General features: G+C 69.2%; 26 protein-coding genes. 18 read left to right on the top strand and 8 right to left on the bottom strand.

The features are described from left to right. Nucleotides 1-870, bottom strand: coding sequence for an A/G-specific adenine glycosylase (locus MRBLWH11_RS16495; protein ID WP_341947847.1), 870 nt, complete (start codon nt 868-870; stop codon nt 1-3). A gap of 83 nt (nt 871-953) precedes the next feature. Here MRBLWH11_RS16495 and MRBLWH11_RS16490 point away from each other — a divergent pair, with 83 nt between their 5' ends. From MRBLWH11_RS16490 to MRBLWH11_RS16460, 7 genes are all read left to right on the top strand, one after another. Beyond that, nucleotides 954-1,595 (top strand): hypothetical protein, encoded by a 642-nt coding sequence (locus MRBLWH11_RS16490; RefSeq protein ID WP_116635225.1) that lies wholly within the window; start codon nt 954-956, stop codon nt 1,593-1,595. Nucleotides 1,596-1,640: 45 nt separating this feature from the next. Beyond that, complete coding sequence (truB, locus tag MRBLWH11_RS16485; RefSeq protein ID WP_116635224.1) at nt 1,641-2,534, top strand: tRNA pseudouridine(55) synthase TruB; 894 nt, start codon at nt 1,641-1,643, stop codon at nt 2,532-2,534. Continuing rightward, nucleotides 2,531-2,899, top strand: a complete 369-nt coding sequence (locus MRBLWH11_RS16480) for a hypothetical protein (RefSeq protein WP_341945597.1) — start codon at nt 2,531-2,533, stop codon at nt 2,897-2,899. Before truB ends, MRBLWH11_RS16480 begins: the two co-directional genes overlap by 4 nt. 57 nt (nt 2,900-2,956) lie before the next feature. Beyond that, on the top strand, nt 2,957-3,394 hold the full coding sequence (locus MRBLWH11_RS16475) for a hypothetical protein (RefSeq protein ID WP_243408889.1): 438 nt from the start codon (nt 2,957-2,959) through the stop codon (nt 3,392-3,394). Then, nucleotides 3,391-4,344, top strand: a complete 954-nt coding sequence (locus MRBLWH11_RS16470; RefSeq protein WP_341945596.1) for a bifunctional riboflavin kinase/FAD synthetase — start codon at nt 3,391-3,393, stop codon at nt 4,342-4,344. The genes MRBLWH11_RS16475 and MRBLWH11_RS16470 overlap by 4 nt, the downstream gene beginning before the upstream one ends. A gap of 210 nt (nt 4,345-4,554) precedes the next feature. Beyond that, nucleotides 4,555-6,720, top strand: a complete 2,166-nt coding sequence (locus MRBLWH11_RS16465) for a DEAD/DEAH box helicase (protein WP_341945595.1) — start codon at nt 4,555-4,557, stop codon at nt 6,718-6,720. A gap of 201 nt (nt 6,721-6,921) precedes the next feature. After that, the gene (locus MRBLWH11_RS16460; protein ID WP_116635219.1) at nt 6,922-7,950 is read left to right on the top strand and encodes a 6-phosphofructokinase; all 1,029 of its coding nucleotides are present in this window, start codon (nt 6,922-6,924) and stop codon (nt 7,948-7,950) included. On the opposite strand, the gene MRBLWH11_RS16455 is transcribed toward MRBLWH11_RS16460, so the two are convergent. Then, the gene (locus tag MRBLWH11_RS16455) at nt 7,920-10,046 is read right to left on the bottom strand and encodes a S9 family peptidase (RefSeq protein WP_341945594.1); all 2,127 of its coding nucleotides are present in this window, start codon (nt 10,044-10,046) and stop codon (nt 7,920-7,922) included. The genes MRBLWH11_RS16460 and MRBLWH11_RS16455 overlap by 31 nt on opposite strands. A gap of 158 nt (nt 10,047-10,204) precedes the next feature. Here MRBLWH11_RS16455 and MRBLWH11_RS16450 point away from each other — a divergent pair, with 158 nt between their 5' ends. Then, nucleotides 10,205-11,563, top strand: a complete 1,359-nt coding sequence (locus MRBLWH11_RS16450) for an inorganic phosphate transporter (RefSeq protein ID WP_116635217.1) — start codon at nt 10,205-10,207, stop codon at nt 11,561-11,563. Next, nucleotides 11,560-11,895 (top strand): peptidase, encoded by a 336-nt coding sequence (locus MRBLWH11_RS16445; RefSeq protein ID WP_116635216.1) that lies wholly within the window; start codon nt 11,560-11,562, stop codon nt 11,893-11,895. The genes MRBLWH11_RS16450 and MRBLWH11_RS16445 overlap by 4 nt, the downstream gene beginning before the upstream one ends. Before the next feature lie 15 nt (nt 11,896-11,910). Here MRBLWH11_RS16445 and MRBLWH11_RS16440 read toward each other — a convergent pair whose 3' ends face one another. Then, on the bottom strand, nt 11,911-12,477 hold the full coding sequence (locus tag MRBLWH11_RS16440) for a TetR/AcrR family transcriptional regulator (RefSeq protein ID WP_341945593.1): 567 nt from the start codon (nt 12,475-12,477) through the stop codon (nt 11,911-11,913). A gap of 62 nt (nt 12,478-12,539) precedes the next feature. On the opposite strand from MRBLWH11_RS16440, the gene MRBLWH11_RS16435 reads away from it, so the two are divergent. Together MRBLWH11_RS16435 and MRBLWH11_RS16430 are read left to right on the top strand one after the other, a co-directional pair. After that, on the top strand, nt 12,540-13,460 hold the full coding sequence (locus tag MRBLWH11_RS16435) for a phosphodiesterase (RefSeq protein ID WP_341945592.1): 921 nt from the start codon (nt 12,540-12,542) through the stop codon (nt 13,458-13,460). Between the two features lie 60 nt (nt 13,461-13,520). Then, nucleotides 13,521-14,981 (top strand): aspartate ammonia-lyase, encoded by a 1,461-nt coding sequence (locus MRBLWH11_RS16430; RefSeq protein ID WP_116635213.1) that lies wholly within the window; start codon nt 13,521-13,523, stop codon nt 14,979-14,981. A gap of 67 nt (nt 14,982-15,048) precedes the next feature. Here MRBLWH11_RS16430 and MRBLWH11_RS16425 read toward each other — a convergent pair whose 3' ends face one another. After that, the gene (locus MRBLWH11_RS16425) at nt 15,049-15,918 is read right to left on the bottom strand and encodes a fumarylacetoacetate hydrolase family protein (RefSeq protein ID WP_341945591.1); all 870 of its coding nucleotides are present in this window, start codon (nt 15,916-15,918) and stop codon (nt 15,049-15,051) included. Nucleotides 15,919-16,007: 89 nt separating this feature from the next. Between MRBLWH11_RS16425 and MRBLWH11_RS16420 the strand changes: the two genes are divergently transcribed. Next, nucleotides 16,008-17,327: a PrsW family intramembrane metalloprotease gene (locus MRBLWH11_RS16420; protein ID WP_116635211.1), complete on the top strand. Its 1,320-nt coding sequence runs from the start codon at nt 16,008-16,010 to the stop codon at nt 17,325-17,327. Nucleotides 17,328-17,367: 40 nt separating this feature from the next. Beyond that, a complete protein-coding gene (locus MRBLWH11_RS16415; protein ID WP_341945590.1) occupies nt 17,368-18,057 on the top strand; it encodes an alpha/beta hydrolase in 690 nt (229 codons plus the stop codon). 92 nt (nt 18,058-18,149) lie between these two features. Here the strand turns inward: MRBLWH11_RS16415 and MRBLWH11_RS16410 are convergent, their stop codons facing one another. After that, a complete protein-coding gene (locus tag MRBLWH11_RS16410) occupies nt 18,150-18,869 on the bottom strand; it encodes a cache domain-containing protein (RefSeq protein ID WP_341945589.1) in 720 nt (239 codons plus the stop codon). A 31-nt stretch (nt 18,870-18,900) separates the two neighbouring features. Continuing rightward, nucleotides 18,901-19,704: a GntR family transcriptional regulator gene (locus MRBLWH11_RS16405; protein WP_341945588.1), complete on the bottom strand. Its 804-nt coding sequence runs from the start codon at nt 19,702-19,704 to the stop codon at nt 18,901-18,903. A 99-nt stretch (nt 19,705-19,803) separates the two neighbouring features. Here MRBLWH11_RS16405 and MRBLWH11_RS16400 point away from each other — a divergent pair, with 99 nt between their 5' ends. Continuing rightward, complete coding sequence (locus MRBLWH11_RS16400; protein WP_116635207.1) at nt 19,804-20,172, top strand: FKBP-type peptidyl-prolyl cis-trans isomerase; 369 nt, start codon at nt 19,804-19,806, stop codon at nt 20,170-20,172. A 179-nt stretch (nt 20,173-20,351) separates the two neighbouring features. Continuing rightward, nucleotides 20,352-20,906 (top strand): YceI family protein, encoded by a 555-nt coding sequence (locus tag MRBLWH11_RS16395; protein ID WP_116635206.1) that lies wholly within the window; start codon nt 20,352-20,354, stop codon nt 20,904-20,906. Between the two features lie 33 nt (nt 20,907-20,939). On the opposite strand, the gene MRBLWH11_RS16390 is transcribed toward MRBLWH11_RS16395, so the two are convergent. After that, a complete protein-coding gene (locus MRBLWH11_RS16390) occupies nt 20,940-22,232 on the bottom strand; it encodes an MFS transporter (RefSeq protein WP_341945587.1) in 1,293 nt (430 codons plus the stop codon). Nucleotides 22,233-22,419: 187 nt separating this feature from the next. Here MRBLWH11_RS16390 and rpsO point away from each other — a divergent pair, with 187 nt between their 5' ends. From rpsO to MRBLWH11_RS16375, 3 genes are all read left to right on the top strand, one after another. Further along, on the top strand, nt 22,420-22,689 hold the full coding sequence (gene rpsO / locus MRBLWH11_RS16385; protein WP_055993247.1) for a 30S ribosomal protein S15: 270 nt from the start codon (nt 22,420-22,422) through the stop codon (nt 22,687-22,689). Nucleotides 22,690-22,867: 178 nt separating this feature from the next. Beyond that, on the top strand, nt 22,868-23,740 hold the full coding sequence (locus MRBLWH11_RS16380; RefSeq protein ID WP_133192794.1) for a hypothetical protein: 873 nt from the start codon (nt 22,868-22,870) through the stop codon (nt 23,738-23,740). Beyond that, the gene (locus MRBLWH11_RS16375; RefSeq protein ID WP_243408888.1) at nt 23,737-24,078 is read left to right on the top strand and encodes a transcriptional regulator; all 342 of its coding nucleotides are present in this window, start codon (nt 23,737-23,739) and stop codon (nt 24,076-24,078) included. The genes MRBLWH11_RS16380 and MRBLWH11_RS16375 overlap by 4 nt, the downstream gene beginning before the upstream one ends. A gap of 24 nt (nt 24,079-24,102) precedes the next feature. Here MRBLWH11_RS16375 and MRBLWH11_RS16370 read toward each other — a convergent pair whose 3' ends face one another. Continuing rightward, nucleotides 24,103-25,107, bottom strand: coding sequence for a 2-oxoglutarate and iron-dependent oxygenase domain-containing protein (locus MRBLWH11_RS16370; protein ID WP_341945586.1), 1,005 nt, complete (start codon nt 25,105-25,107; stop codon nt 24,103-24,105). Nucleotides 25,108-25,222 lie beyond the last annotated feature (115 nt).

Here is a 25,222-nt window from a genome sequence, read left to right as displayed (position 1 = left end):
TCAGCGCGGCAGGGAGATCGATTCTCCGTCCGCCTCCGCGAGCCCGTCGGCGATCAGGGAGTCGATTGCCCGATCGCGCTGACGCGCATCCGGCCAGTCGTGCAGGACCGTGTGCAGCGGCACCGCAGCGGGCGCGGCATCGCGCAGCAGCCGCAGGACCGCGCCACGTGCCTGCCGGTCCGAACCCTCGTACGCCGCCTGGCGTCGGCGGGTGTCGCCGGTGTCGGGCCGTCCCGCGGCGAGCCAGGCGCAGGTGCCGGCGAGAGGACAGACCTCGCAGCGCGGGGATCGCGCCGTGCACACCGTCGCGCCCAGCTCCATCGCGCCGGCGTTGAAGGCCGCGGCGTCGACGTCGTCCGAGGGCAGGAGCGACTCCATCAGCGTCAGGTCCCGGCGGGAGGGCGGCGCGGGCTGCGCGCGACCCTCCACCGCCCTGGCGAGCACGCGGCGCGTGTTGGTGTCCACGACGGGATGACGGTCTCCGTATGCGAAGACGGCGACCGCACTGGCTGTGTAGTCGCCGATGCCGGAGAGTGCGAGGAGCGCGTCGACGTCGCGCGGGACGACGCCGCCGTGGCGCGCTGTCACCTCGACGGCGGCGCGATGCAGCCACAGTGCGCGGCGCGGGTACCCGAGGTTGGCCCACTGCTGCACGACGTCCGCCGCGGAGGCCTCGGCCATCGCCGGAGGCGTGGGCCAGCGCGCCAGCCACGCCTCGAGGTGCGGGATCACGCGGGCGACCGGAGTCTGCTGCAGCATGAACTCGCTCACCAGCACGCCCCATGCGCCGAACTCCTCATGAAACGCCGCACGGCGCCAGGGGAGATCACGGGCACCGAGTCGATACCATCGGAGCACCGGCCGGACGATCTCCTCGAGAGGGTGTGAGGGGGTCACGGGCACGACGACAGCCTAGGCGAGCGCGACGCGTGCTCGAGAACCGGAGAGCGGCGATGCGAACGAACGACATGCGACGGGTCTTCTCCGCGGTCGCGGCGGCCGCCGTCCTCGGCATCCTGACCGGATGCGCGCCTTCGACCGCGGAGGAGCCTTCGGCCGGACCCACCGCCTCGACGGAGCCGACGCCGACGCCGACCGCGACTCCCGAGGCCGATCCCGCCGACCCTGCGACCTGGGTCATCAGCGAGGCGGGGATCGGGCCCGCGGAGCTGGGCGGCGACTTCGCCGCCGTGCTCGGAATGCTCCCTGACACCTGGAAGAACGACGACGTCTGCTCGTGGACGGCGTGGTGGACAGCGGCGGACTCGTCGTACGGTGCGTACTTCGTGCGCGGCACCGAATCCGACACGGCGCCCGTCAGCGAGGTGTCGGTGTACTCGGCCGCGGAGGACCTCGGCAGCGTCCAGGGTCCTCGGACCGCGGAGGGACTGGGCGTCGGCGCGTCGACCGCGGAGGTGCTCACGGAATACCCGGACGCGGAGCAGGGATCGGATGAGATCGGGAGCGGCACATGGATGCGCCTTCCCGGTGATGCCGACGGGCACGTCTTCTTCCAGTTCCGAGACGGCGAGGACCAGGCGAGCAGCGTGACGGTCACGTCGCGGGACGCGCCCTCATACGAGGTGTGCGGCTGATCGTCGGGTGACGGCGGCACGCGGCCCGCATCGTAGGCTGGGGGGATGGTCTCGCCCGGCATCCTCCTCGTCGACAAGCCCGCAGGGCTGACCAGTCATGACGTCGTCGCCCGCACGCGCCGCGCGTTCGGTACGCGGAAGGTGGGGCACGCCGGCACACTCGATCCGATGGCCACCGGACTGCTGGTGATCGGCATCGAGGGCGCGACGCGTCTGCTCACCTACGTCGTCGGCGCAGACAAGACCTACGAGGCGACGATCCGTCTGGGGCAGACGACCGGCACCGACGACGCCGACGGCGAGATCGTCGGGGTGGCCGATCCGGAGGCATGGGATGCCGTGACCGAGACCGCCATCCACGCCGGCGTCGCGGCGCTGACCGGGGAGATCTCGCAGGTCCCCAGCGCCGTGTCGGCGATCAAGGTCGACGGACGCCGCGCCTACGACCGTGTGCGCGCGGGGGAGGACGTCGTGCTCGCCGCACGCGATGTCACCGTCTCGCGGTTCGACGTGCTCTCAAGACGTCAGGGGGACGGCGTCCTCGACCTCGACGTGGTCGTCGACTGCTCGTCCGGCACCTACATCCGCGCGCTCGCGCGCGACCTCGGCGCGGCGCTCGGCGTGGGCGGTCACCTCACGTCGCTGCGCCGCACACGGGTGGGTCCGTTCGCGGTGTCGGATGCCGTCGTGCTCGACGACCTCGCCGACGCGACGACGCTGACGCCCGCCCAGGCCGCCGCGCGCATCCTCCAGCCTCTGACGGTATCGACGGACGAGGCGCGCGACCTCCGGCACGGCAAGAGGCTCGCCGATCAGGCCGCGCGCCTCGACGGCGCTCTCGCCGCCGCGATCGACGAGGACGGCACGCTGGTGGGTATCGTCGAACGACGGGGCGCCGACCTGAAGAGCGCCATGAACATGCCGGAGGTCGCGCGATGATCCTGTGGCTGACCGTCGCCCAGATCGTCGTGGCCGTCGCCGCCGGCGCCTTCTGCATCGTCGCCGGACTCGCCGGACGCCGACCGAGCGACGTCAGCGTCGGCGCCCTCGCGCTCGTGGAGCTGCTCCTGGTGGTGCAGGTGATCGCGGCGATCGTCGCACCGTTGGCCGGCAATCCGCCCACCGGCGACCTGCTCGAGTACTGGGTGTACCTGGTCTCGGCGGTGCTGCTGCCGGTCGGGGCGGTGCTGTGGGCGCTGATGGAGCGCAGCAGGTGGAGCACGGTGATCCTCGGTGTGGCCGCCCTGGCCATCGCGATCATGCTCTGGCGCATGCAGGTCATCTGGACCGTGCAGATCGCATGACGCCGGAAGCGCCGGCGGAGTCCCGCATCCCCACGCGGCTCTAAGATGGAATGCGCTATGAGCACCACCACCCCCTCCACTCGGATGACCGGAATCGGTCGCGTCCTCGTGATCGTCTACGCCGTCATGGCGCTGGCCGCCACGGGGCGCAGCTTCGTGCAGATCGTCCGGCGTTTCGACGAGGCGCCGCTCGCGTACTCGCTGTCCGCGCTCGCTGCGGTGGTCTACATCCTCGCCACCCTCGCCCTCATCCTCGCGCGCCGTCGAGGGTGGTACACGGTCGCCTGGATCGCCATCGTGTTCGAGCTCACCGGGGTGCTCGTCGTCGGACTGCTCAGCATCCTCCTTCCCGCTCTGTTCCAGCACGAGACCGTGTGGTCGCTCTTCGGGCGCGGATACCTGTTCATCCCGCTGGTGCTGCCGGTGTTCGGCATCTGGTGGCTCCGCACGCACCAGCCGTCCGCCGCGGATCGTCCGATCGAGGTCACCGCGTGATCGTGTTCCGCAGTCCCGCCGAGGTGCCGGACGACTTCGGCCCCAGCGCGGTGGCGATCGGCAAGTTCGACGGCGTCCACGCCGGCCACCGAGCGGTCATCCGCCGCCTGAACGAGGCGGCAGCCGCGTCGGGCAGCCGCGCGGTCGCCGTGACCTTCGACCGGAACCCCCTCGCCGTCCTCCGCCCCGATCGGTGCCCGGAGAACGTCGTGACGGTCGACCGCAAGCTCGAGCTCCTCGGGGAACTCGGTCTCGACGCGACGCTCGTGCTCACCTTCGACGAGGAGCTCGCGGCGCGCAACGCCGAGGACTTCGTCGTCGACATCCTCGTCGGCGCGCTGAAGGTCTCCACGGTCCTCGTGGGGCAGGACTTCCGGTTCGGTCGCGGGGGAGCGGGCACGCCTGCGCTGCTCCGGGAACTCGGGCCGGCGCATGGCTTCTCCGTCGAGGTCGTCGACGACGTGTATCTGCCGGGGTCGCCCAGGCGCGTCTCGTCGACGTGGATCCGCGAACTGCTGATCGACGGCGATGTCACGGAGGCTGCGCGTGTGCTCGGGCGTCATCCCGACGTGCGCGGCGAAGTCGTCCACGGGCTCAAGCGCGGTCGGGAGCTCGGCTTCCCCACCGCGAACCTCTCGACGATCGTCGACGCGTTCGTCCCCGCTGACGGGGTCTACGCCGGATGGCTCATCGACCATGACACCGGCATCCGTCATCCGTCGGCCATCTCGGTCGGGACCAACCCGACCTTCGACGACGTGCTCGAGCGCCAGGTCGAAGCGCACGTGCTCGACGAGACGAGCCTCGATCTCTACGGTCACGACGTCACCGTCGAGTTCGTCGAGCGGCTGCGCGGCATGGTCGCGTACGAGGGCATCGACAAGCTCTCGGCCCAGATCGCCGTCGACGTCGCGGACGCGCGACGGGTGCTGGCCGGGGCTGTCCGCTGAGCTCGTGACGTGCTCCGGTGACGAAATCCTCCGTCGCCGGGGTCGGATGGCATAGACTGGTGACCGGTTCGCACCGATCCTCACGCGCATCGCGTGCATCGGCGGGAACCGGAACTACTGTTCGTACGGTCCTGGCTCACGCCACACGCGGACATCGAGAACGGCTCACGGCTTCATGAGGATGCCGGGGCCTTCACGCTCAGGAGGAGCATGCCGACCACGGCAACCGCCGCCACGCGGCGCAAGAAGACGTCCCGTCGAGACGACGAGGCCCCGCTCATCCCGATCCTCGCGCGCAAGGTGCGCGAGATCGAGGCGAAGTCGCAGCGAGGGAAGCTCGGCCCGACCAATCGTGTCAAGTTCCAGGTGATCGCGTTCCTGGTGCGCGAGGAGCGCGCCAGGGTGAAGGCGGATGCCGAGATCGGCGACCCCGCCCGCGCCGAGCTGCTCAAGCGGCTCGACGGCGTTGCGACCATCCTCGCGAAGACCGCCGCGCGCGACACCTCGCTGATCCAGCTCCTCGAAGCCGACCAGGCGACATCGCCGGTCGCCAAGCGGATGCGTCGAGACTGGCTGCTCGAGTCCGGAGCCGAGCTGGCACCGGAGGAGCTCATCATCGCGGACGCGGCTCCCGTGCAGATCTCCTCGGTGCCCGCGGCGATCGCCGAGCGCCAGGTCACGCCTCCGTCGGTCGAGTCCCGACAGCTGGCGAACCCCTTCCTCGCGCCGGACCTGACCCCGCGCAGCACCTCGACTCCGCGTCGTCGCCTCGACGGGTGGGAGCTGATGGGCCCGCTCTACAAGGCGTTCGAGACCGGAGCGGGCGGGTCCGCTGCCACGATGGAGCTGCCCCCTGCGCCCGAGTACGACCACCTCTCGCCCAAGGGCCTCGAGGTGATGGTGCACCAGTCCCGCTTCCTCGAAGCCGTGCGCGCCGGTCACCGCAGCTTCCTGCTGGCCGACGAGCCGGGACTCGGCAAGACGGCGCAGTCGCTGCTCGCCGCCTCCGTCGCCGGCGCCTATCCGCTGCTCGCGGTCGTCCCGAACGTCGTGAAGATGAACTGGGCCCGCGAGGTCGAGCGGTGGACGCCCCAGCGCCGTGCCACGGTCATCCAGGGTGACGGCCAGGACATCGACGCCTTCGCGGACGTCTTCATCGTGAACTACGAGATCCTCGACCGCCACCTCTCGTGGCTCGGCTCGATCGGTCTGCGCGGCATGGTCGTCGACGAGGCGCACTTCATCAAGAACCTCTCGTCGCAGCGGTCGCAGAACGTGCTCTCGCTCGCGACGCGGATGCGCGAGCGCACGCCCGGCGGCGACCCGCTCATGCTCGCTCTCACCGGAACCCCGCTGATCAACGACGTCGAGGACTTCGACGCGATCTGGCGGTTCCTCGGCTGGACCACGGGCGAGAAGCCCGGACCCGAGCTGATGGAGAAGCTCGACGCGACCGGGTTCACCCCCGCGGACAAGGCGTTCTATCCCGAGGCGCGCGACGCCGTGATCTCCATGGGGATCGTCCGCCGCAAGAAGAAGGACGTCGCGGCCGACCTCCCCGACAAGCTGATCGCCGATCTGCCCGTGCAGCTCGACGACGAGTTCGGGCGCAGCATCCGTCAGGCCGAGCGCGAGCTGGGGGAGCGGCTCGCCGCTCGCTACCGCCGCATCATCGAGGCCCGTTCCTCCTCTGCTGGATCCCTGAGCTCGTCGAAGGGGGCCCCGGGCGAGATCGACGAGGACATCGTGCGCCTCGTCGCGCAGAACGAGCTCGAGGAGTCGAAGGCGGCCGGAACCGGGGGAGACAACGTCTTCACGATGGTTCGCCGCATCGGTCAGGCCAAGGCGCAGCTCGCCGCCGACTACGCAGCCCAGCTGCAGCGCTCGGTCGGCAAGGTCGTGTTCTTCGCGAAGCACGTCGACGTGATGGATCAGGCGGAGGCGCACTTCGCCGCCGCGGGGATCCGGTCGGTGTCGATCCGTGGAGATCAGACGTCGACGGCGCGTCAGCAGGCGATCGACGACTTCAACGGCGATCCCGACGTCGGCATCGCCGTCTGCTCCCTCACCGCCGCAGGCGTCGGGCTCAACATGCAGGCCGCGTCGAACGTCGTGCTGGCCGAGCTGTCGTGGACGGCCGCCGAGCAGACCCAGGCGATCGACCGCGTGCACCGCATCGGACAGGACGAGCCGGTCACCGCGTGGCGGATCATCGCCGCGCACACGATCGACACGAAGATCGCCGAGCTCATCGACCAGAAGCAGGGGCTCGCGGCGCGCGCCCTCGACGGCGAGGCGATCGACGACGTGGCGGCGGAACCGGTGCAGCTGGCGGCCCTCATGCACCTGCTGCGGCAGGCGCTGGGCGCGGCATAGGCGTCAAGAACCCGGTTTCTTAACGGCGATTTCGGGTCCGAAACCGGATGTGTCGTGAAGTTCTGCGACGGCCGGTCTCGACGTCGTAAAGATCATCGGTTTTCGCCGCTCTCGAATGGCGCCGAACCGCGCGGTGGCACTAGTGTCGATCGCAGGCAGCGTCGCCTTTCCCCCTTTCCCCGAACGTCGGAAGGCACCAGCATGAAGATCGGCATCCTGACGAGCGGCGGCGACTGCCCCGGACTCAACGCGGTCATCCGCGGCATCGTCCTCAAGGGCACCACCACGTACGACCTCGAGTTCGTCGGCATCCGCGACGGCTGGCGCGGCGTCGTCGAAGGCGACTTCATGCCGCTGACCCGGCACGAGGTGAAGGGTCTCTCCAAGGTGGGCGGCACGATCCTCGGGACGAGCCGCACGAACCCCTACGAGGGGGAGCGCGGCGGCGCCGAGAACATCGCGAAGACGCTCTACGGACACAAGATCGACGGCATCGTCGCGATCGGCGGCGAGGGCACGCTCGCGGCCGCCGACCGCCTGTCGAAGGACGGCATCAAGGTGCTCGGCGTCCCGAAGACGATCGACAACGACCTGCAGGCCACGGACTACTCCTTCGGCTTCGACACGGCCGTGAACATCGCCACCGACGCGATGGACCGGCTGCGCACCACGGGAGACTCGCACCAGCGCTGCATGGTCGCCGAGGTCATGGGCCGTCACGTCGGCTGGATCGCTTTGCACGCCGGCATGGCGGCAGGGGCGCATGTCATCTGCATCCCCGAGGTGCCGATGTCGATCGACGACATCACGGCGCTCGTCACGAGCGCGCACGACCGTGGTCGTGCGCCCCTGGTCGTCGTCTCCGAGGGGTTCAAGCTGCTCGGCATGGAAGAGGCGTACAGCGACAAGGGCCTCGACGCGTTCAACCGTCCGCGTCTGGGCGGCATCGGCGATCAGCTCGCGCCGGAGATCGAGCGCATCACCGGAATCGAGACGCGCGCCACGATCCTCGGACACATCCAGCGCGGCGGGTCGCCCTCGGCGTTCGACCGCGTGCTCGCGACGCGCCTCGGCCTGCATGCCGCAGACGCGATCGTCGAAGGCGCCTGGGGCCAGATGGTGGCGATGCAGGGCACCGACATCGTGCGCGTGCCCTTCGCCGACGCTCTCGGCGAGCTCCACACCGTGCCGCGCTACCGCTACGACGAGGCCGCTGCCCTCTTCGGCTGAGCTTCCGCGAGGCCGAGCGTGTCGAGCAGCCAGGCGAGCTCGAACGCGCGCTCCTTCCAGGAGTTGTAGCGTCCGCTGACGCCACCGTGGCCGGCGACCATCTCGCACTTCAGGAGGACGTCGGATGCGCCGGCCTCACGGAGCCGGGCGACCCACTTCGCGGGCTCCACGTAGAGCACACGGGTGTCGTTGAGCGATGTCACGGCGAGGATGCGCGGATAGGCGACGCCGTCGCGGACGTTCTCATAGGGCGTGTACGACTTCATGTACGCGTAGACCTCCGGGTCGTGCAGCGGGTCGCCCCACTCGTCCCACTCGATCACGGTCAACGGCAGTGAGGGGTCGAGGATCGTCGTCAGCGCATCCACGAAAGGGACCGCGGCGAGGATGCCGGCGAACAGCTCGGGAGCGAGATTCGCGACCGCGCCCATCAGCAGACCGCCCGCGCTGCCGCCCTCGGCCACCAGCTGCTGCGGGGTGGTCACGCCGGTCGAGACGAGGTGCTGGCCGCAGGAGACGAAGTCCGTGAACGTGTTCCGCTTGTGCAGCAGCTTGCCGTCCTCGTACCACTGGCGGCCCATCTCGCCGCCGCCGCGGACGTGTGCCACCGCGAAGACGACCCCGCGGTCGAGCTCGGAGAGCCGGGCGACGGAGAAACCCGGATCGATCGAGTGCTCGTAGGAGCCGTAGCCGTAGAGGTGCACCGGTCGCGGTGCCGATCCGGGGTCGCCGAACGCGCGCTTCCAGACCAGCGAGATCGGCACCTGCGTGCCGTCGGAGGCCGTCGCCCACTCCCGCCGCTGTCCGTACTCCGTCGGGTCGTACCCGCCGAGCACGGCGACCTGCTTGCGCAGCACCAGTTCGCGGGAGGCCAGATCGAGGTCGTACACGGTGCCGGGGGTCACGAACGACGTGTACCCGAGTCGCAGGAACGGCGAGTGCCACTCCGGGTTGCCGCTGACACCGGCCGAGTACAGCGGCTCGTCGAAGGAGATCTCCTCGACGGCGTCCGTCGCGTAGTCGAGCAGGCCGACGCGCTCGAGCCCTCCGCTGCGGTACTCGACCGTCGCGAAGTCGCGGAACGCATCCATTCCGAGGAGTCGACGGCCCGGCTCGTGCGCGATCACCACGCGCCGCTCGCCCTGGGGGTCGGATGCCGCGACCGAGACGAGCTCGAAGTCGAGGGCCTCATCGTTGTGCAGGATCAGCAGGCGATCTTCGCCGTCGACGACGGCGTGCTCGAGCGAGTACTCGACGCCCTCGACCCGCGGCCATACGAGCTGGGGCTCGGCCGTGAGATCTCCGGCGAGGTCGACGAGATACTCCTCGCCGGTGATGCTCGACCCGACCCCGATCACGAGGTAGCGGCGGCTGCGCGTGATCCCCGCCCCCAGCCAGAACTTCTCATCCGGCTCGTGGAACAGCGTGACGTCCTCGGAGACGGGGGTTCCCAGGCGATGGAGCCACAGGGTGTCGGGCCGCCAGGCCTCGTCACGCGTGGTGTAGATGACGCCGGTGCCGTCCGGCGTGAAGAAGGCGCCGCCGGTGTTCGGGATCACGTCGTCGAGCGTGATGCCCGTCGTCAGATCGCGCACGTGCACCGTGTACAGCTCGTCGCCCTCGAAGTCGGTGGACCAGAGCAGCTTGGTCGCGTCGTCCGAGGTGTCGAAGGCACCGAGCGAGAAGAACTCATGGCCCTCGGCCTCGACGTTCCCGTCCAGCAGGACGACCTCCCCGGGAACGGGCACGCCGGGCTCCAGAACCGGGGGAGTCCAGTCGCCGGGGGCAGCGGCGGCCCGGCAGTGGATGCCGTACTGCGCGCCCTCCTCGGTGCGGCTGTAGTACCACCAGTCTCCGCGACGGGTGGGCACCGACAGGTCGGTCTCCTGCACCCTGCCCTTGATCTCCTCGAACAGCTTCTCGCGGAGATCGGCGAGATGCGCGGTCTCCGCCTCGGTGTGGGCGTTCTCCGCCTCGAGGTGCTCGATCACCTCGGCGGACTCCTTCGCGCGGAGCCACTCGTACGGATCGTCGAACGCGTCTCCGTGGTGGGTGCGAGTGGTGGAGCGGCGGTCTGCGGTGGGGGCGTCGGTCACCGTCCCACGCTATCCCAGGTCGAGTTGACCGGCGCGGGGGAGGGTGGGAGGATTTAGCGGGGCCGGTAAACGGAAGTGAAACCCACGGTGAACTCTTCGTTCATCACGTCGATCCCGTCGACATCTCCTTTTCTTCCTCAAACGACCGAAAGCGAACGGTGGAAACCGCAGCCCTCATCGTCGTGCTTGTCATCGCGCTGGCACTGTTCTTCGACTTCACCAACGGGTTTCACGACACCGCGAACGCGATGGCCACGCCCATCGCCACCGGTGCGCTGAAGCCCAAGACCGCCGTCCTCCTCGCGGCCGTCCTGAACCTCATCGGAGCCTTCCTCTCGACGGAGGTCTCGAAGACGATCTCGGGTGGCATCATCAAGGAGGACGCGATCATCGCCGCCGGCGCCGATCTCTTCCTCTCGCTGATCTTCGCCGGACTCATCGGCGCCATCACCTGGAACATGCTGACGTGGCTCCTCGGCCTGCCGTCGAGCTCCTCGCACGCCCTGTTCGGCGGACTGATCGGGGCCACGCTCGTGGGCGCAGGTCTCGGCGGCATCGACTTCGGCGCCGTGCTGTCGAAGATCGTGCTCCCGGCGCTGATCGCCCCGGTCACGGCCGGGATCATCGCCTTCGCGGCGACCAAGATCGCGTACTCGATCACCCGTCGATACGACGGGAAGCCCGACGGTCGCGACGGATTCCGCTGGGGCCAGATCTTCACGTCGTCGCTGGTCGCGCTCGCGCACGGCACCAACGACGCGCAGAAGACCATGGGCGTGATCACTCTCGCGATGATCACGATCGGCTGGCAGTCCGGGGCCCACCATGAGCCCGAGCTCTGGGTGATCATCGCGTGCGCCTTCACCATCGCCCTGGGTACCTACCTCGGCGGGTGGCGCATCATCCGCACGCTCGGCAAGGGGCTCACCGACGTCAAGCCCGCGCAGGGCTTCGCGGCGGAGAGCTCGACCGCCGCCACGATCCTCGCCTCGAGCGCGCTCGGATTCGCCCTCTCGACCACCCAGGTCGCCTCCGGATCGGTCATCGGCTCCGGCCTCGGACGCCGGGGGTCCACGGTGCGCTGGCGCACCGCCGGACGCATCGGCGTCGGCTGGCTGCTCACGCTGCCGGCCGCGGGTGGCGTGGGTGCACTGGCCGCTCTGCTCGTCGTGTGGCTCGGCAACTGGGGCGTCGCGATCGACGCCGTCATCGCCGTGCTCATCATCCTCGGTCTCTTCATGCGCTCGCGCCGCAACGCGGTGACGCACGCGAACGCGATGAGCGACGTCGCCGAATCCCACCTGGCGGTGGAGGTTCCCGACACGCCGCCGCCGACGCGTCGTCAGCAGCGCATCGAGCGCGCGAAGGCGGAGGCGAAGGCGCGTGCCGAGGCCAGGGAGAAGGCCAAGGCCGAGGCCAAGGCGCGGGCGAAGAAGAAGGCCGAGGCCAAGGGGGCTTCGAAGTCCGGGAAGAGCCCGAAGCCCGTGGATGCCGGCCGGGACGGAGATTCCGCATGAACGTGTCCATCGACTGGCTCGCCTTCCTCCAGGTGTTCGCCGCCGCTCTGATCGGCGCCACCGCCATCGTCACGTTCTACGCGCTCGGTCTCCGACTGCTCGTGCGCAGCGGGCGCGCTCCGGTGGTGAGCCCCGCGGAATTCACCGATGCGATCACCGTCATCTCCGAGAAGGAGCTCAAGCGGGCGGCGAAGCAGGCCGCGAAGGCAGCCAAGAAGAGCCCGCTGACAGAGTCGCAGAAGTCGCTCTCACTCGTGGGCGCCTACGGCTGCTTCGTGATGTGCGCCGCCGCGGTCGTCGCCGGCATCCTGATCATCGTCCTCGGACACTGACCCGCGGCCGCCGTCTCAACGCAGCAGCCCGGCCACCAGGGCGTCGACGATCTCGTCGGTCGAGGTGTCCGGATCGATCGGCGATGTCAGCCGATCCAGCAGGAGGCCGTCGATCGCGTAGTGGAACAGCGCGATCTCGCGTCGGCCCCCGGGCAGACCCGCCGCCGCGTTGAACGCGACGTCGCCGTCGAGGCCGGCGCGCTGCCACGCTCCGAGGACCGCGGCGACCTCGGGGCGGCGGCTGCTCTCCAGACGCAGTTCGAACAGGGCGATCGTGACGTCGCGGTCGTCGCTGAGGCGTCGGACGATGTCGCGGACGTAGTCGGCGAACAGCGCCGGTCCCGGCGTGGCGGAGGCGCGGCGCTCGAGGTCCTCCGGCGTCGGAGCCAGGCGCTCTCCGATGCGCTCGACGAGTCCTGCCACGAGGGCGTCGCGGCTGCGGAAGTAGTTGGACGTGGTTCCGGTCGGGACGGCGGCGGCGACATCGACCGCGCGGTGGGTGAGTCCACGGGATCCGTCTCGCGCGAGCACGGTCAGGCCGGCATCCGCGATGGTCCGTCGTCGGCTCTCGTTCTTGGCCATGAACGAATCCTAGTGTGAGCACTACAGACGCAGTAGTCGGTGGGGGCGCATAGGCTGATGCCATGTCAGCAGGAACAGGCAGCGCGTACGCGTTCGGCCGACACCGGCCCGCGTCTCACGTCCTCATCCACGTCAGCGATCCGCACTTCCTCGCGGAAGGCGCGCGTCTCGGCGGGCGCTACGACGTCGAGGCGAACTTCGCGCGGACGCTCGCCGCGATCCGCGCCGTGCATCCGAACCCCGCCGCCATCGTCGTCACCGGTGATCTCGCCGACCTGGGGGAGCCGGACGCCTACCGCCGCCTGCGCGCCGCGGTCGAGCCGGTCGCGGCCGAGCTGGGCGCCCCGGTCATCTGGGTTGCGGGCAATCACGACGAGCGCCCTGCGCTGCGGCGCGATCTGCTCGATCTGGCGCCGACCGAGGAGCCCGTCACCGGCGTCTGGGATCTCGACGGGCTGCGCGTCGTCGCCCTGGACACGAGCGTTCCCGGGTGGCACCACGGAGATCTGGACGCGGCGCAGCGGAACTGGCTGCGAGAGGTCCTCGCCGTGCCGGCGCCGCACGGCACGCTGCTGGCGATGCATCACCCGCCGCTGCCGAGCCACCTGCCGCTCTTCGACATCCTGGAGCTGCGTCACCAGGACGAGCTCGCGGACATCATCCGGGGGAGCGATGTGCGCGGCATCCTCGCCGGGCATCTGCACTACTCCTCGCACGGCATGTTCGCCGGCGTCCCGGTGAGCGTCGCGTCTGCGACGTGCTACACGATGAACGTCGCCCTGCCGGCCGTGGACGTCAACGGGATGGATGCCGCGCAGGCCTTCCAGCTCGTGCACGTGCACCCCGACACGATCACGCACTCGGTCGTCCCGGTGACGGATGCGGCGACGGGGAGCTACTTCTCCGAGGAGTGGCTGGAGCGCATGGCGGGACTCACCCCGGAGGGGCGGCTCGAAGCCTTCTCCCGGAAACCCGGACGGTGAGCCGCGTAGACTGGACGCATCCCCCACACACTCACCCGCCACGACCCACAAGGATGTGACATGGCTTCTGCCGCGCCTGCCCTGACCCGCACCGAGACCGATTCCCTCGGGAGCATGGAGATTCCCGTCGACGCGTACTGGGGCATCCACACCGCCCGCGCCGACGCGAACTTCCCGATCACCAAACGCCCGATCTCGGTCTACCCCGATCTGGTGATCGCGCTGGCGATGGTCAAGCAGGCGAGCGCACGGGCGAACCGGGAGATCGGCGTCCTCGACCCCGAGCGCGCGGACCTCATCGACCGCGCCGCCCAGCGCGTGATCGACGGCGAGTTCCACGAGCAGTTCACCGTCGGCGTGATCCAGGGAGGTGCCGGCACCTCGACCAACATGAACGCGAACGAGGTCATCACCAACATCGCGCTCGAGATGGCGGGCCGGGAGAAGGGCGACTACGCCTTCCTCTCGCCGATCGACCACACCAACCGCAGTCAGTCGACGAACGACGTGTACCCGACGGCCGTGAAGATCGGCCTGTCGCTCACGCTGCGCTCGCTGCTCGAGGAGCTCGACCTGCTGCGCCTGTCGTTCCTCGGCAAGTCCCGCGAGTTCCACGACGTGCTCAAGGTCGGCCGCACGCAGCTGCAGGATGCCGTGCCGATGACGCTCGGGCAGGAGTTCCACGGCTTCGCGTCGACGCTCGGCTTCGATCACACCCGTCTGACCGAGAACGCCTCGCTCATGTTCGAGATCAACATGGGCGCGACGGCCATCGGCACCGGGATCACGACGCACCCGGACTACGCGCCGGCCGTGCTCAAGCACTTGCGCGAGATCACGTCGCTCGACCTGAAGACGTCGGCCGACCTCGTCGAGGCCACGAGCGACACCGGCTCGTTCATGTCGTTCTCGTCGACGCTCAAGCGCAATGCGATGAAGCTGTCGAAGATCTGCAACGACCTCCGTCTGCTCTCCTCCGGGCCGCAGGCCGGCTTCGGCGAGATCAACCTGCCCGCGATGCAGGCGGGCTCGAGCATCATGCCCGGCAAGGTCAACCCGGTCATCCCCGAGGTCGTCAACCAGGTGGCGTTCGCCGTCGCCGGCGCGGACATGACCGTCACGATGGCCGCCGAGGCCGGACAGCTGCAGCTGAACGCGTTCGAGCCCGTGATCGCGCACTCGATCTTCCAGTCCATCACCTGGATGCGTCAGGCGATGTGGACGCTGCGCGTCAACTGCGTCGACGGCATCACCGCGAACCGCGACCGTCTCGGCGCCATGGTCGGCGCCTCGGTGGGCGTCATCACCGCTCTGACGCCGTTCATCGGCTACGCGGCGGCCGCCGCCCTCGCGAAGACCGCCCTGCTGACGAACCGCAACGTGGCCGATCTGGTCGTCGAGGCCGGCCTGATGTCGCGGGAAGAGGTCGTGAAGCAGCTGTCGCCGGCGCGGCTCTCCGGTCTCGAGGCGATCACGGCGGCGATCCCCGTGATCACGCCGGAGGACCTGGTCGAGATCTGAGTCGACACACGCAGAAGGGGACGGATGCCGCTCGCATCCGTCCCCTTCTGCGTGTGCGCGAGTGCGCTCAGTCGGTGATGCGGCAGTGGGTGGTGAGCTCCCCGATCCCGTCGATGCCGACCGTGACCGTCGAGTGGTCGCGCAGGAAGATCTGCGGATCGCGGGAGTAACCGGCGCCGCCCGGGCTTCCGGTGGAGATCAGGGTGCCCGGCAGGAGGGTCACGGACTGCGACAGATGCGCGATCAGTTTGGCGACCGATCGCACCATCTGCCCGGTGCTGGCGTCCTGCACGGTGTGCCCGTCGACGACCGCCCAGATGTGCAGGTCCTGCGGATCGGCGATCTCGTCGGCGGTGACGGCGAACGGGCCGGTCGGCGTGAAGCCGTCGAACGACTTGCACCGGCACCACTGGGCCTCGGAGAACTGGATGTTCCGAGCGGTGATGTCGTTGACCACGGTGTAGCCCCAGACGTGCGAGAGCGCCTCGGCCTCGCTTACGTCCTTCGCGGGCGCTCCGATGATCACCCCGAGCTCCGCCTCGTAGTCGACGGCCTCGCTGAGGTCGCGGCTCCACGACGTGGTCTGCTCGTGGCCGGTCAGGGAGTTCGGCCAGAGCGTGAAGACGGTCGGCGCGGCATCGGTCTTGAGGCCGAGCTCGCTGGAGTGCGCGGCGTAGTTGAGCCCGACGGCCAGGACCGCCGGGGGAGCGAGCACCGCGGAGGAGAACTCCCAGTCGCCGAGCGGATGCCGCGGTGCGATGCCACCGGCCAGAGCAATCCGCAGCTCGTCGAGCACCTCGTCACCTCTCTCGATGAGCTGCTGCAGAGTCGCAGGAGCATCGTTGAGGAGATCAGAGACGAGGATGGCGTCCGAATCCTCGATCACGGCGAGAACCGCGAGAGGGGAGTCCGGACGGCGCAGATGAGCGAACCGCATGGTTCTACGCTACCCGGTGGCGCGGGACCGCCGCGTGGAGGACTTCGCCAGAACGAAGCGATATCGCTTGTGCCCCATATGCTTCAGCTATGAGTTTCGGAGGACCTCCCCAGCAGCCGCAGCAGCCGTCGCCCTACACGCCGCCGCCCGCGCAGCCCGCGAATCCGCCGCAGTACGCTGCCCCGCAGTACTCCTCTCCGCAGTACGCGCAGTCGCCGTACACCCCTCCGCAGTTCTCGGCGCAGCCGGCATACGCGTCCGCTCTGGCGCAGCCGACGCCGTACACGCCGCCCGCGCCTGTCGCGCCCGCCCCGGCACCGTCGCTGCCGGCGCTCCCGGTGCCGACGAAGAAGGGGCGCACCGTCTCGCTGTGGCTGTTCGCGTTCCTGGGCTTCCTGCTCCTGGCGCTCATCGGCTACTTCGGCTGGGCGCTGGGACCGATGGCATCCGTGATCGGTCTGGTGCTCGCCCTCATCCCGCTGACGATCGTCTTCCTCGGTGTGCGGATGATCGACCGCTGGGATCCCGAGCCGAAGCGTCTCGTCATCTTCGCGATCGCCTGGGGCGCCGTCGCGGCGATCGGCCTCACGCTCCTCGTCGACATCGGCCTGACCTTCCTGGTCGGCCTGCGCGACGACACGTTCTCCGCGGTCGTGCAGGCGCCGATCGTGGAGGAGTTCTGGAAGGGCCTCGGAGTCTTCCTGATCTTCCTCGTGGCCCGTCGGGCGTTCGACGGCCCGGTCGACGGCGTCGTGTACGGCGCCCTGGTCGGCGCCGGGTTCGCCTTCACCGAGAACATCCAGTACTTCGCGATCAGTCTGATCGAGGGCGGCGGGTCGCAGCTCACGGTCACCTTCGTGGTGCGCGCGCTGCTCTCTCCCTTCGCGCACGCGATGTTCACCGCCTTGACCGGTTTCGCGATCGGCCTCGCCGCACGACGGTACTCCTCGGCGGGAGTCGCGCTCGGAGCGGGACTCCTCGGCATGCTGGGGGCGATCCTCCTGCATGCACTGTGGAACGGATCCGCCACGTTCGCGGATTTCTTCGGCCTGTACTTCACGCTTCAGGTGCCGCTCTTCCTCGGCTTCATCTTCGGGATCATCGCGTTGCGCAGAGAGGAGGCGCGACTGACGAAGTCGCGTCTCGGCGAGTACGCGGCCGCGGGCTGGTTCACGCCCGAGGAGGTCACGATGCTGGCGACGCCGGCCGGACGCAAGGTCGGACTCACGTGGGCGGCGCAGCTGCGCGGCGATCGGCGACCGCTCATGCGCGAGTTCATCAAGGACGCGACGGCTCTCGCGGCGGTCCGGCAGCGGGCGATCACCGGACGGGATCCGCTGGCGGCCGAGGATGAGCGGGCGCTGCTCATCCGCACGAGGGCCACGAGGGCGGCCCTGCTCGCATACTGACGTTCCGGGCGTACCCTTCTCGCAGGAGAGGCGGTGCGCGATGACCACGTTCGCATTGATCCACGGCGGTGGCGACGTCGGCTGGTCGTGGCATCTCGTGGCCGCGGCGTTGGCGGCACGGGGACACGACGTGGTGGCTCCCGACCTCCCGGCCGACGACGACGCGCTCACCCTCGAGGACTACGCGGACGCGGTCGTGGCAGCCGTCGGGGACCGACGCGACGTGGTCGTGGTCGGGCACTCGTTCGGGGGCTTCACGGCGCCGATCGTCGCCGCGCGGCTCCCTGCCGACGCCCTGGTGCTGCTGGCCGGGATGATCCCCACCCCGGGGGAGCCTCCGGAGGACTGGTGGGAGGCGAGCGGGTACGGCCTCGCCGTCGGCGAGCAGTCCGCCCGCGACGGCGGCCTGACCGGCAACGACGACCCGTACGTGAGCTTCTATCACGACGTCCCGCGCGAACTGGCCGACGAGGCGCTGAGCAGGGAGCGGGCGCACCCCTCTGCGGCGGCGATGGCGGCACCCTGGCCGCTCGCGGAATGGCCCGACGTGCCGACACGGTTCATCGTGTGCGCAGACGACCGCTTCTTCCCGGCGGACTTCCTCCGCGATCTGGCGCGCCGACGCCTCGGCATCCTCGCGGACGAGGTGCCCGGCGGCCACTGCGCCATGCTGAGCCGGCCGGAGGAGATCGCCGAGCTGCTGGTGAGCTACGCGGACGAGGTCCGATAGCAAGACTCAGCGCCCGGTGCTGCGGCGATGCCTGCATGTCTCCCGGGCGCTGAGTTGGTCTGTAAACAGGGTGCACCCGGCCCTGCGGGGTGTCAAGGGTCAGTTGGGTCGGGCTCGACGATCACGGTCAGCGCGACGCCGGCGCAGGCGAACCGGGGGAGCTCCGCCCACCGTCCGCTGCGCACGGCATCGCCGGTCGCGCACCGCGGGTCCGTCGAGACCACGACGCGACCGATGCCGTTGATGAGGGTGACCTCGCGACCGAGAGCGGCGAAGCGGGGCAGGAGATCCCGCTCGACCTCGGCGACGAGCATGTCGAGCCCCGCGACGCCGATGCGCACGCCGTCGACCTCCGCGGGTGCGGCGACCGTGATGGTGTACTCGTCGCTGCAGAGGTAGTCGACGTACGGTCCGGCGATGTGCGGCTCGCCCGTCTCCATCGGGAGGCGGTACCACTCGAGTGCGCTGTAGTCGATGTTCTCCTTGTTGAGAGACTGCGCGGCGAGCACCAGCTGCCGGCGATCCTCGCCCTGCCACCAGGCGAGGTGGCTGCGGGCGTCGGACGGCAGATCGATCGCCGCGATGAATCCGGCACCGTAGACGGGGGCATCCCGGAGGCCGAGCGTTCGGAGCGCGTGCGGCTCCACGAGCGCGTCGATCCGGGAGCTGGTCAGCGGGCCGGAGCTCTTCGCCTCGGCGACCTGGGCGGCGAACGGTCCGACCCAGCCGAGGAGCGTGCGTATCGGCGAGGAGAAGTACTCCTCGACGATGGTCGCGGCGGCGCGGGTCGCGGTGTCGGTTCCTGTCGTCATCGTGTCCTCCGGGTCGCGTTCTCCGGCATCGTCAGCCGTTCCTCGGGTGCGCCTGCAGCTGGATCAGGGCGTCGATGATCTCCGCGACCATCGTGTCGGTGCGCGTGCCGGCGGCGTCGGCGTCGGCCGTTCCGACCGCGTCGACGACCGCGGCGAGGTGCGCAGCCTGCCGGCGCTGGTCCTCCGACGTGTGCGCGACGAGCCGCAGGTACGGCGAGAACTCCGCCTGCAGCTTCATCTGCTCGCGCGTCAGCCGCGCCGACTGGCTCAGCGCGACGATCTCGATCTGGACGTCATCCAGGAGGCGCCGCTGCGATTCGCCGTCGAGCTCGTCGAGTCGCTCCATCCGTCGCCGGACCTGCTGGGCCTCTGACGCATCGGCTCGTCGTGCCGCGAGACGCACGCCCGCTCCGGTGATCGCGGCGTAGTGGGCGCCGAGGTCGCGGAGTGCCACCCGGGACGACGAGCGGACGGATTCGCGCGCGAAGGAGAGGGGATCGGCGTGCGCGGCGACGAAGCTGCCGCCGTTCCTTCCGCGGCGCGTGACCACCAGTCCGCGTTCGCGGATCGCGAGCAGGGCCTCGCGGACGGTGACCGGCGCCACTCCGAGGCTCCTCGCCAGCTCGGCTTCCGAGGGGAGGCGCTCGCCGGCGCGCAGGTGGCCGCGCGTGATGGCGTCGACCAGTCGGCGCTCCACGAGCTCGGCGCGCCCCTCGTCGCCGATCGGCTGGAACAGCACGCCCTGCAGGCGGTGAGGATGCTGGCGCGCCGGAGCTGCGCTGGGCGCAGGCGCGACGGAATCGGCGACCTCCTGAGGTGACGAAACCGATTCCATCCTGCGATTCTGCCTTGTCATCAGCCGCTTGTCGAAGTGTTCGCTGTGAGCAGGTGCCCCCGCGTTGACCCGTCAGCGCGGCTCGGGTTGGATGGAGGCATGACTGATCGCACAAAGCCCGAGTTCGACGCCCCCACCGGCCCCGCCCCCGCGGAGCTCGTCATCCGCGACCTCATCGAGGGTGACGGAGCCGAGGCGAAGCCCGGTGACACCGTGACCGTCCACTACGCCGGCGTCGAGTTCGACTCCGGCGAGGAGTTCGACTCGTCCTGGGGTCGCGGCGAGACCATTCAGTTCCCCCTCCGCGGCCTGATCCAGGGCTGGCAGGACGGCATCCCCGGCATGAAGGTCGGCGGACGCCGCGAGCTGGTCATCCCGCCGCACCTCGCATACGGTCCCGTCGGAGGCGGCCACTTCCTCTCCGGCAAGACGCTGATCTTCATCATCGATCTCGTCGCCGTCGGCTGAGTCCGCACGACGCCGGATGAGGCGCCTCGCTCCTTCGGGAGCGGGGCGCCTCTTCTGTGCCGAAGAGATCTGCATGCACGGGAATATATGCGCCTGAATGCAAGTTGGAACGGATGATGCCGCGCACGCGGCCCCTGTCCCTTGCCGCAGAAGCGGCTGACGTCTCCAGAGGAGAAAACATGACCAGCATCGACATCCCCGGTTACCGCTCCGGCACCTGGGTCCTCGACCCCGCGCACAGCGAGGTGACCTTCAGCGTCCGCCACATGATGATCTCCAAGGTGCGCGGGACGTTCGGCGTCAAGAACGCCACGCTGATCGCCCCGGAGAACCCGCTGGAGGCCAAGGTCGAGGCCTCCGTCGACGTCACCTCGATCGACACGAACGACGAGGGTCGCGATGCGCACCTCCGTTCCGGTGACTTCTTCGACACCGAGAACTTCCCGACCATGGAGTTCGTCTCCACCGGCGCGCACGTCAAGGGCGACGAGCTGTTCGTCGACGGAGACCTCACCATCCGCGGCATCACCAAGCCGGTCAGCTTCGAGCTCGACTTCGGCGGCTTCGGCACCGACCCCTACGGCAACTACAAGGCCGGTGCATCCGCCAAGACCGTGATCAACCGCGAGGACTTCGGTCTCACCTGGAACGCCGCGCTCGAGACCGGCGGCGTGCTCGTCGGCAAGGACGTGACGATCAACCTCGACCTGCAGGGCGCTCTGCAGCAGGACTGATCGCGTCAGATCGCACTCGGAGAACCCCGGGTCTCAGGGCTCGGGGTTCTCTGCGTCGTAGTCGTGGAATCGACCGCTGCGGCGTGCCAGCAGAGCGACCAGCGCGATCACGAGGATGCCGCCGAGCAGCGGGGGGAACCAGAGTGCGGTCACGGTCGCGAGCGTGCCGGCGTAGAGGGCTCCGACGCGAGGCCCACCGGTGACCACGACGATGAAGACACCCTGAAGCCGCCCGCGCATGGTGTCGGGCACAGCCGCCTGCATCATCGTGTTGCGGTAGATCGAGCTGACGTTGTCTGAGGCGCCGGAGAGGGCGAGCGCGACGCATGCCGCGACGATCAGCGCGACATGAGGGGAGTGCTCGGTCGCAGAGCCGGAGAGGGCGCCGATGAGCAGCACGACCCCGAACAGGAGGATCGAGGCCCCGTAGGCCTCGACGGCCCGCTCGATGCCGCGGCCGTGCCAGCGGTAGTGCACCACGCGGCCGGACAGGAGGCTCGACGCGAACGTGCCGACGGCGACCGCCGCGGTCAGGATTCCCGTCGTGACGGCTCCACCGCCGAGGATCACCGTCCCGAGCGCGGGGAACAGCACCAGCGGCTGCCCGAAGGTCATCGCGATGATGTCGATGATGTACTGCGTGCGGATGTTGCTCGCCCGGCGCAGGAATCGCCATCCGTCGACGAGCGATGCCAGCCCCGGACGGACGATGTCGCCCTCCGGGCGGAGCGCGGGCAGCGTCCACAGGCCGAGGAACATCGACAGCATCAGCACGACGTCGATCGTGTAGGTCCAGCCGTAGCCGGTGAGTGCGACGAGAAGACCCGCGAGAGCGGGGCCGGCCATGACCGTGACACCGAATGCCACCCCGTTGAGCGCGGATGCCGACGCGAGCATGTCGCGCGGGATGAGGCGCGGCACGATCGCCGTGCGGGTGGCCATGCCGACCGAGTTCGCGGCGGAGTTGACGATGCTGAGCGCGTAGAGCCACCAGATCGTCTCGGCGCCGGTCCAGGTCAGGGCCGCGAGCAGTGCGGTCGAGGCGAACGTGACCGTTGCGGCGATGAGGGCGACGCGGCGGCGATCGAACGCATCGGCGAGCATTCCGCCGTAGAGGCCGGCGAGGATCATCGGGACGAGTCCCGCGACGGCGATCATCGAGACGGCGAAGGTGCTCTGCGTGAGCGCGAACACGTGCAGCATCACTGTCACGATCGTGAGCTGACCGCCGATGCCCGCGAGTGTGGAGCCGATCCACATCCGTGCGAACGCGGGGCTGGACTTCAACGGGGTGAGGTCGATCAGGTGTCCGCGCGCTGCGCTCACTCGAAGGCCCTCTTCTGCACCTTCCGAGACTAGCCGAGCGCCGACGGGTGCACTCCGGACCGCATGTCACCCGAGGAAGTCCGCGGCTGGTAGACTCTTCAGGTTGCCGTTTGATCGGCCGCGGATAAAGAGAGCCCTCGCATCAGGCGTCGGGCGCCGCGCAACAAGCTGAAAGGGGATCGAATCTATGGCACTGGAAGCAGACGTCAAGAAGGCGATCATCGAAGAGTACGCGACGCACCCCGGTGACACCGGATCCCCCGAGGTGCAGGTCGCAATGCTGACGCAGCGCATCAAGGACCTCACCGAGCACCTCAAGGAGCACAAGCACGACCACCACTCGCGTCGTGGGCTGTTCCTGCTCGTCGGTCAGCGCCGTCGTCTGCTCGGCTACCTCCAGGACATCGACATCGAGCGCTACCGCTCGCTGATCGAGCGTCTCGGACTCCGCCGATAAGGCAGAGCGAACCCAGCGTTCAATCGCGCAGAACATTCTTGAGAAGGCCGCCCCACGGTGTGGGGCGGCCTTCATCGCGTCCGGGGAGGGTTGACGTCTCAAAAGGTTTCCATTAGGAAAGTAGTAATGCTTTCCACCTGGAAAGAGGAAGCCGAGGTTCGCCATGGAGCAGAGGCCGATGCACGGATCCGGGCCGCTCGACCCTCCGTCTCCTGAGGTCGCACGACTCTACCTCGACGAGATCGAGGTGATCGAGCAGCGCCGTGAGGAGCGGATCGACCGGCGCGCCGTCGCCTGGCAGTCGATCGTCACGGCGGTGGTGACCGCGGCCATCTTCACCGCGTATCTCCTGGTCGTGCGGGCGGAGGCATCTGCCGCACAGCCGCTTCTCTTCCTTCTCCTCGTCACATCGCAGATCATCGCGGGCGTGGGCGAGCGGAACGGTCTGCAGTGGCGCACTCCACGATCCACACGGTGGTACATGGTCTTCGTCGTCCTCTTCGCCCTCGCGGTCGTCGGAACGTTCTTCGCCCTGCTGATCTCACCCGAAGCGCGACCGATGTGGGCGTATTTCATCCCCGGCGCGATCATGCTCGTCGGATTCGGAGGGGTCGGGGTCGCTCAGCTCTGGAAGACGCGCGGAAGCGCTCCCGCCGCACGCCCCGCGCGCGATCCGATCCCGCTCGGGACGCGCATCGCCACGGCATCCGTCGGGCTGCTGCTGGCGCTGGCCACGCTGTCGATCGGCGTCGGCGATGATCTGACCACGTCCATCGTGACGCTGGTGCTGATGATGATCGTCGTCGGCTGGTTCATCGCGTGGAGGACGGATGCCGGACCGGCCGCTCTCGGCAGGTACTGGCGATGGCCGCAGTTCCTGGCGTACGCACTGACCGTCGTGGTGATGCTGTGGGCGAACGTGCAGACGGTCTACTCGGGGCCGATGGCGACGTCGACCTACCTCCTCTGCGGCGCCCTGGTCGCTGCCCTGCTGATCGGATCCGCCGTGCTCCCGGAGCAGCGGCGCGCGCGCGACAGTCGACGGTCATGATGGCTGATCGTGTGGAGGCTCGAGGCCCCGCGCATCCGAGAACCCGCCTCGACGACAACTTCTCCACGCCCATCCGCTTCTCCCTGATGGCGTCGCTCGGCGAGGGGATCGAGCTCGACTTCGCCACTCTCGCGGAGATCCTGCAGGCGAGCGACTCCGCCCTCAGCAAGGCGATCAGTCATCTGCAGCAGGCCGGCTACGTCACGGGCCGCAAGGGATACGTGGGCACCCGCCCGCGCACGTGGGTGCGCTCGACCGCAGCGGGGCTCAGCGCCTTCGACGGGCACCTGCGTGCACTGCGCGAGATCGTCGAGCTCGGCGGGCAGCGGATGCCGTGAGCTCCTCTGCTGCGCCGACAGCCGTCAGGCGGATGCACCCACGAGGTCGGGGTGATGGATCGCCGCCACATCGGGATGCGCGCGCAGCCGGGACTTCAGGGCGTTCTCGCCGTAGGTCGCGTGAATCGGGTTGCTCGGATCATCGGTGATGCCCGTGGCGGCGGCGGCCAGATCGGCAGGGAGCTCGAGCAGCGGGAGCTGCTGATCGAGCGCGGGGTTGAAGAAGAACGGGATCGAGATGCGCTCCTCGGGTGCACGAGGAGAGATGACCCGATGATTCGTCGCTTTGAGATACCCGCCGGTCGCGTATTCGAGAAGCTCGCCGATGTTGACGACGAAAGCGCCGTCGACCGGAGGAGCCGACACCCATTCGCCGTCGCGCTCGACCTGAAGACCGCCCTTGCCCGGTTCGACCCAGAGCAGCGTCAGCACGCCGGAGTCCTTGTGCGCGCCCACGCCCTGCTGCGGCTCGGGCTCGTGGGAACCGGGGTAGCGCACGATCTTGATCAGGGTGGAGGGGTCACGGAAGGGACCGTCGAAGTAGGTCTCCTCTGCTCCGAGCGTCACGGCCCACGCGCCCAGCAGTTTGCGGGCGATCGCGGTGAGCGTGTCGTGCCATTCGGTGACCACGCCCCGGAGCTCGGGCTGCGCCTCGGGCCACAGGTTCGGGCCGGTGAGGCGGTTGAATGCGGGCCCGCCCGAGACGGGCTCGCGCTCCGGCCCGATGTCGATCTGCTCGCGCCAGTCGACCTTTCCCTGCGTCCGTTCGCCGCCGACGCGCGTGTATCCGCGGAAATGCGGGCTCTTCACGTTCTCGATCGCGAGCTTGTCGGCTTCGGGGAGGGCGAAGAAGTCGAGCGCCGCACGGTGGAGCCGCGCTTCCAGCTCGGGGGAGATGCCCGTGCCGGTGAGATAGAAGAATCCGACGTCGTGCGTCGCCGCGCGCAGATCGTCCCGGAAGCGAGCGGCGGCTTCGGGGCCTTCGTCGAGCTGGGAGAGGTCGAGGATGGGGAGCGAGAGTTCAGCCATGGACCGAGGCTACGTCGGCTTTCGGGGGTGGCGGGCGTGTGTTGCGTCGCATTACCCAGTGCTAGAGTCTCGTGAGTAAGGGATGCCTTACCTCAGTGTTCACCAGAGAGTCGAT

Source organism: Microbacterium sp. LWH11-1.2 (assembly GCF_038397745.1).
GTDB lineage: Bacteria > Actinomycetota > Actinomycetes > Actinomycetales > Microbacteriaceae > Microbacterium.
This window is presented reverse-complemented; position numbering and strand designations above follow the sequence as displayed.

What these genes read in the sequence shown, in the direction of transcription:
- MRBLWH11_RS16445 (WP_116635216.1), top strand. Translation starts at nt 11,560, where the DNA reads ATGAACGTGTCCATCGACTGGCTCGCCTTCCTCCAGGTGTTCGCCGCC.
- MRBLWH11_RS16410 (WP_341945589.1), bottom strand. Translation starts at nt 18,869, where the DNA reads ATGACGACAGGAACCGACACCGCGACCCGCGCCGCCGCGACCATCGTC.
- MRBLWH11_RS16440 (WP_341945593.1), bottom strand. Translation starts at nt 12,477, where the DNA reads ATGGCCAAGAACGAGAGCCGACGACGGACCATCGCGGATGCCGGCCTG.
- MRBLWH11_RS16420 (WP_116635211.1), top strand. Translation starts at nt 16,008, where the DNA reads ATGAGTTTCGGAGGACCTCCCCAGCAGCCGCAGCAGCCGTCGCCCTAC.
- MRBLWH11_RS16480 (WP_341945597.1), top strand. Translation starts at nt 2,531, where the DNA reads ATGATCCTGTGGCTGACCGTCGCCCAGATCGTCGTGGCCGTCGCCGCC.
- MRBLWH11_RS16460 (WP_116635219.1), top strand. Translation starts at nt 6,922, where the DNA reads ATGAAGATCGGCATCCTGACGAGCGGCGGCGACTGCCCCGGACTCAAC.
- MRBLWH11_RS16380 (WP_133192794.1), top strand. Translation starts at nt 22,868, where the DNA reads ATGCACGGATCCGGGCCGCTCGACCCTCCGTCTCCTGAGGTCGCACGA.
- rpsO (WP_055993247.1), top strand. Translation starts at nt 22,420, where the DNA reads ATGGCACTGGAAGCAGACGTCAAGAAGGCGATCATCGAAGAGTACGCG.
- MRBLWH11_RS16415 (WP_341945590.1), top strand. Translation starts at nt 17,368, where the DNA reads ATGACCACGTTCGCATTGATCCACGGCGGTGGCGACGTCGGCTGGTCG.
- MRBLWH11_RS16370 (WP_341945586.1), bottom strand. Translation starts at nt 25,107, where the DNA reads ATGGCTGAACTCTCGCTCCCCATCCTCGACCTCTCCCAGCTCGACGAA.
- MRBLWH11_RS16400 (WP_116635207.1), top strand. Translation starts at nt 19,804, where the DNA reads ATGACTGATCGCACAAAGCCCGAGTTCGACGCCCCCACCGGCCCCGCC.
- MRBLWH11_RS16465 (WP_341945595.1), top strand. Translation starts at nt 4,555, where the DNA reads ATGCCGACCACGGCAACCGCCGCCACGCGGCGCAAGAAGACGTCCCGT.
- truB (WP_116635224.1), top strand. Translation starts at nt 1,641, where the DNA reads ATGGTCTCGCCCGGCATCCTCCTCGTCGACAAGCCCGCAGGGCTGACC.
- MRBLWH11_RS16430 (WP_116635213.1), top strand. Translation starts at nt 13,521, where the DNA reads ATGGCTTCTGCCGCGCCTGCCCTGACCCGCACCGAGACCGATTCCCTC.
- MRBLWH11_RS16490 (WP_116635225.1), top strand. Translation starts at nt 954, where the DNA reads ATGCGAACGAACGACATGCGACGGGTCTTCTCCGCGGTCGCGGCGGCC.
- MRBLWH11_RS16435 (WP_341945592.1), top strand. Translation starts at nt 12,540, where the DNA reads ATGTCAGCAGGAACAGGCAGCGCGTACGCGTTCGGCCGACACCGGCCC.
- MRBLWH11_RS16375 (WP_243408888.1), top strand. Translation starts at nt 23,737, where the DNA reads ATGATGGCTGATCGTGTGGAGGCTCGAGGCCCCGCGCATCCGAGAACC.
- MRBLWH11_RS16425 (WP_341945591.1), bottom strand. Translation starts at nt 15,918, where the DNA reads ATGCGGTTCGCTCATCTGCGCCGTCCGGACTCCCCTCTCGCGGTTCTC.
- MRBLWH11_RS16405 (WP_341945588.1), bottom strand. Translation starts at nt 19,704, where the DNA reads ATGGAATCGGTTTCGTCACCTCAGGAGGTCGCCGATTCCGTCGCGCCT.
- MRBLWH11_RS16395 (WP_116635206.1), top strand. Translation starts at nt 20,352, where the DNA reads ATGACCAGCATCGACATCCCCGGTTACCGCTCCGGCACCTGGGTCCTC.
- MRBLWH11_RS16475 (WP_243408889.1), top strand. Translation starts at nt 2,957, where the DNA reads ATGAGCACCACCACCCCCTCCACTCGGATGACCGGAATCGGTCGCGTC.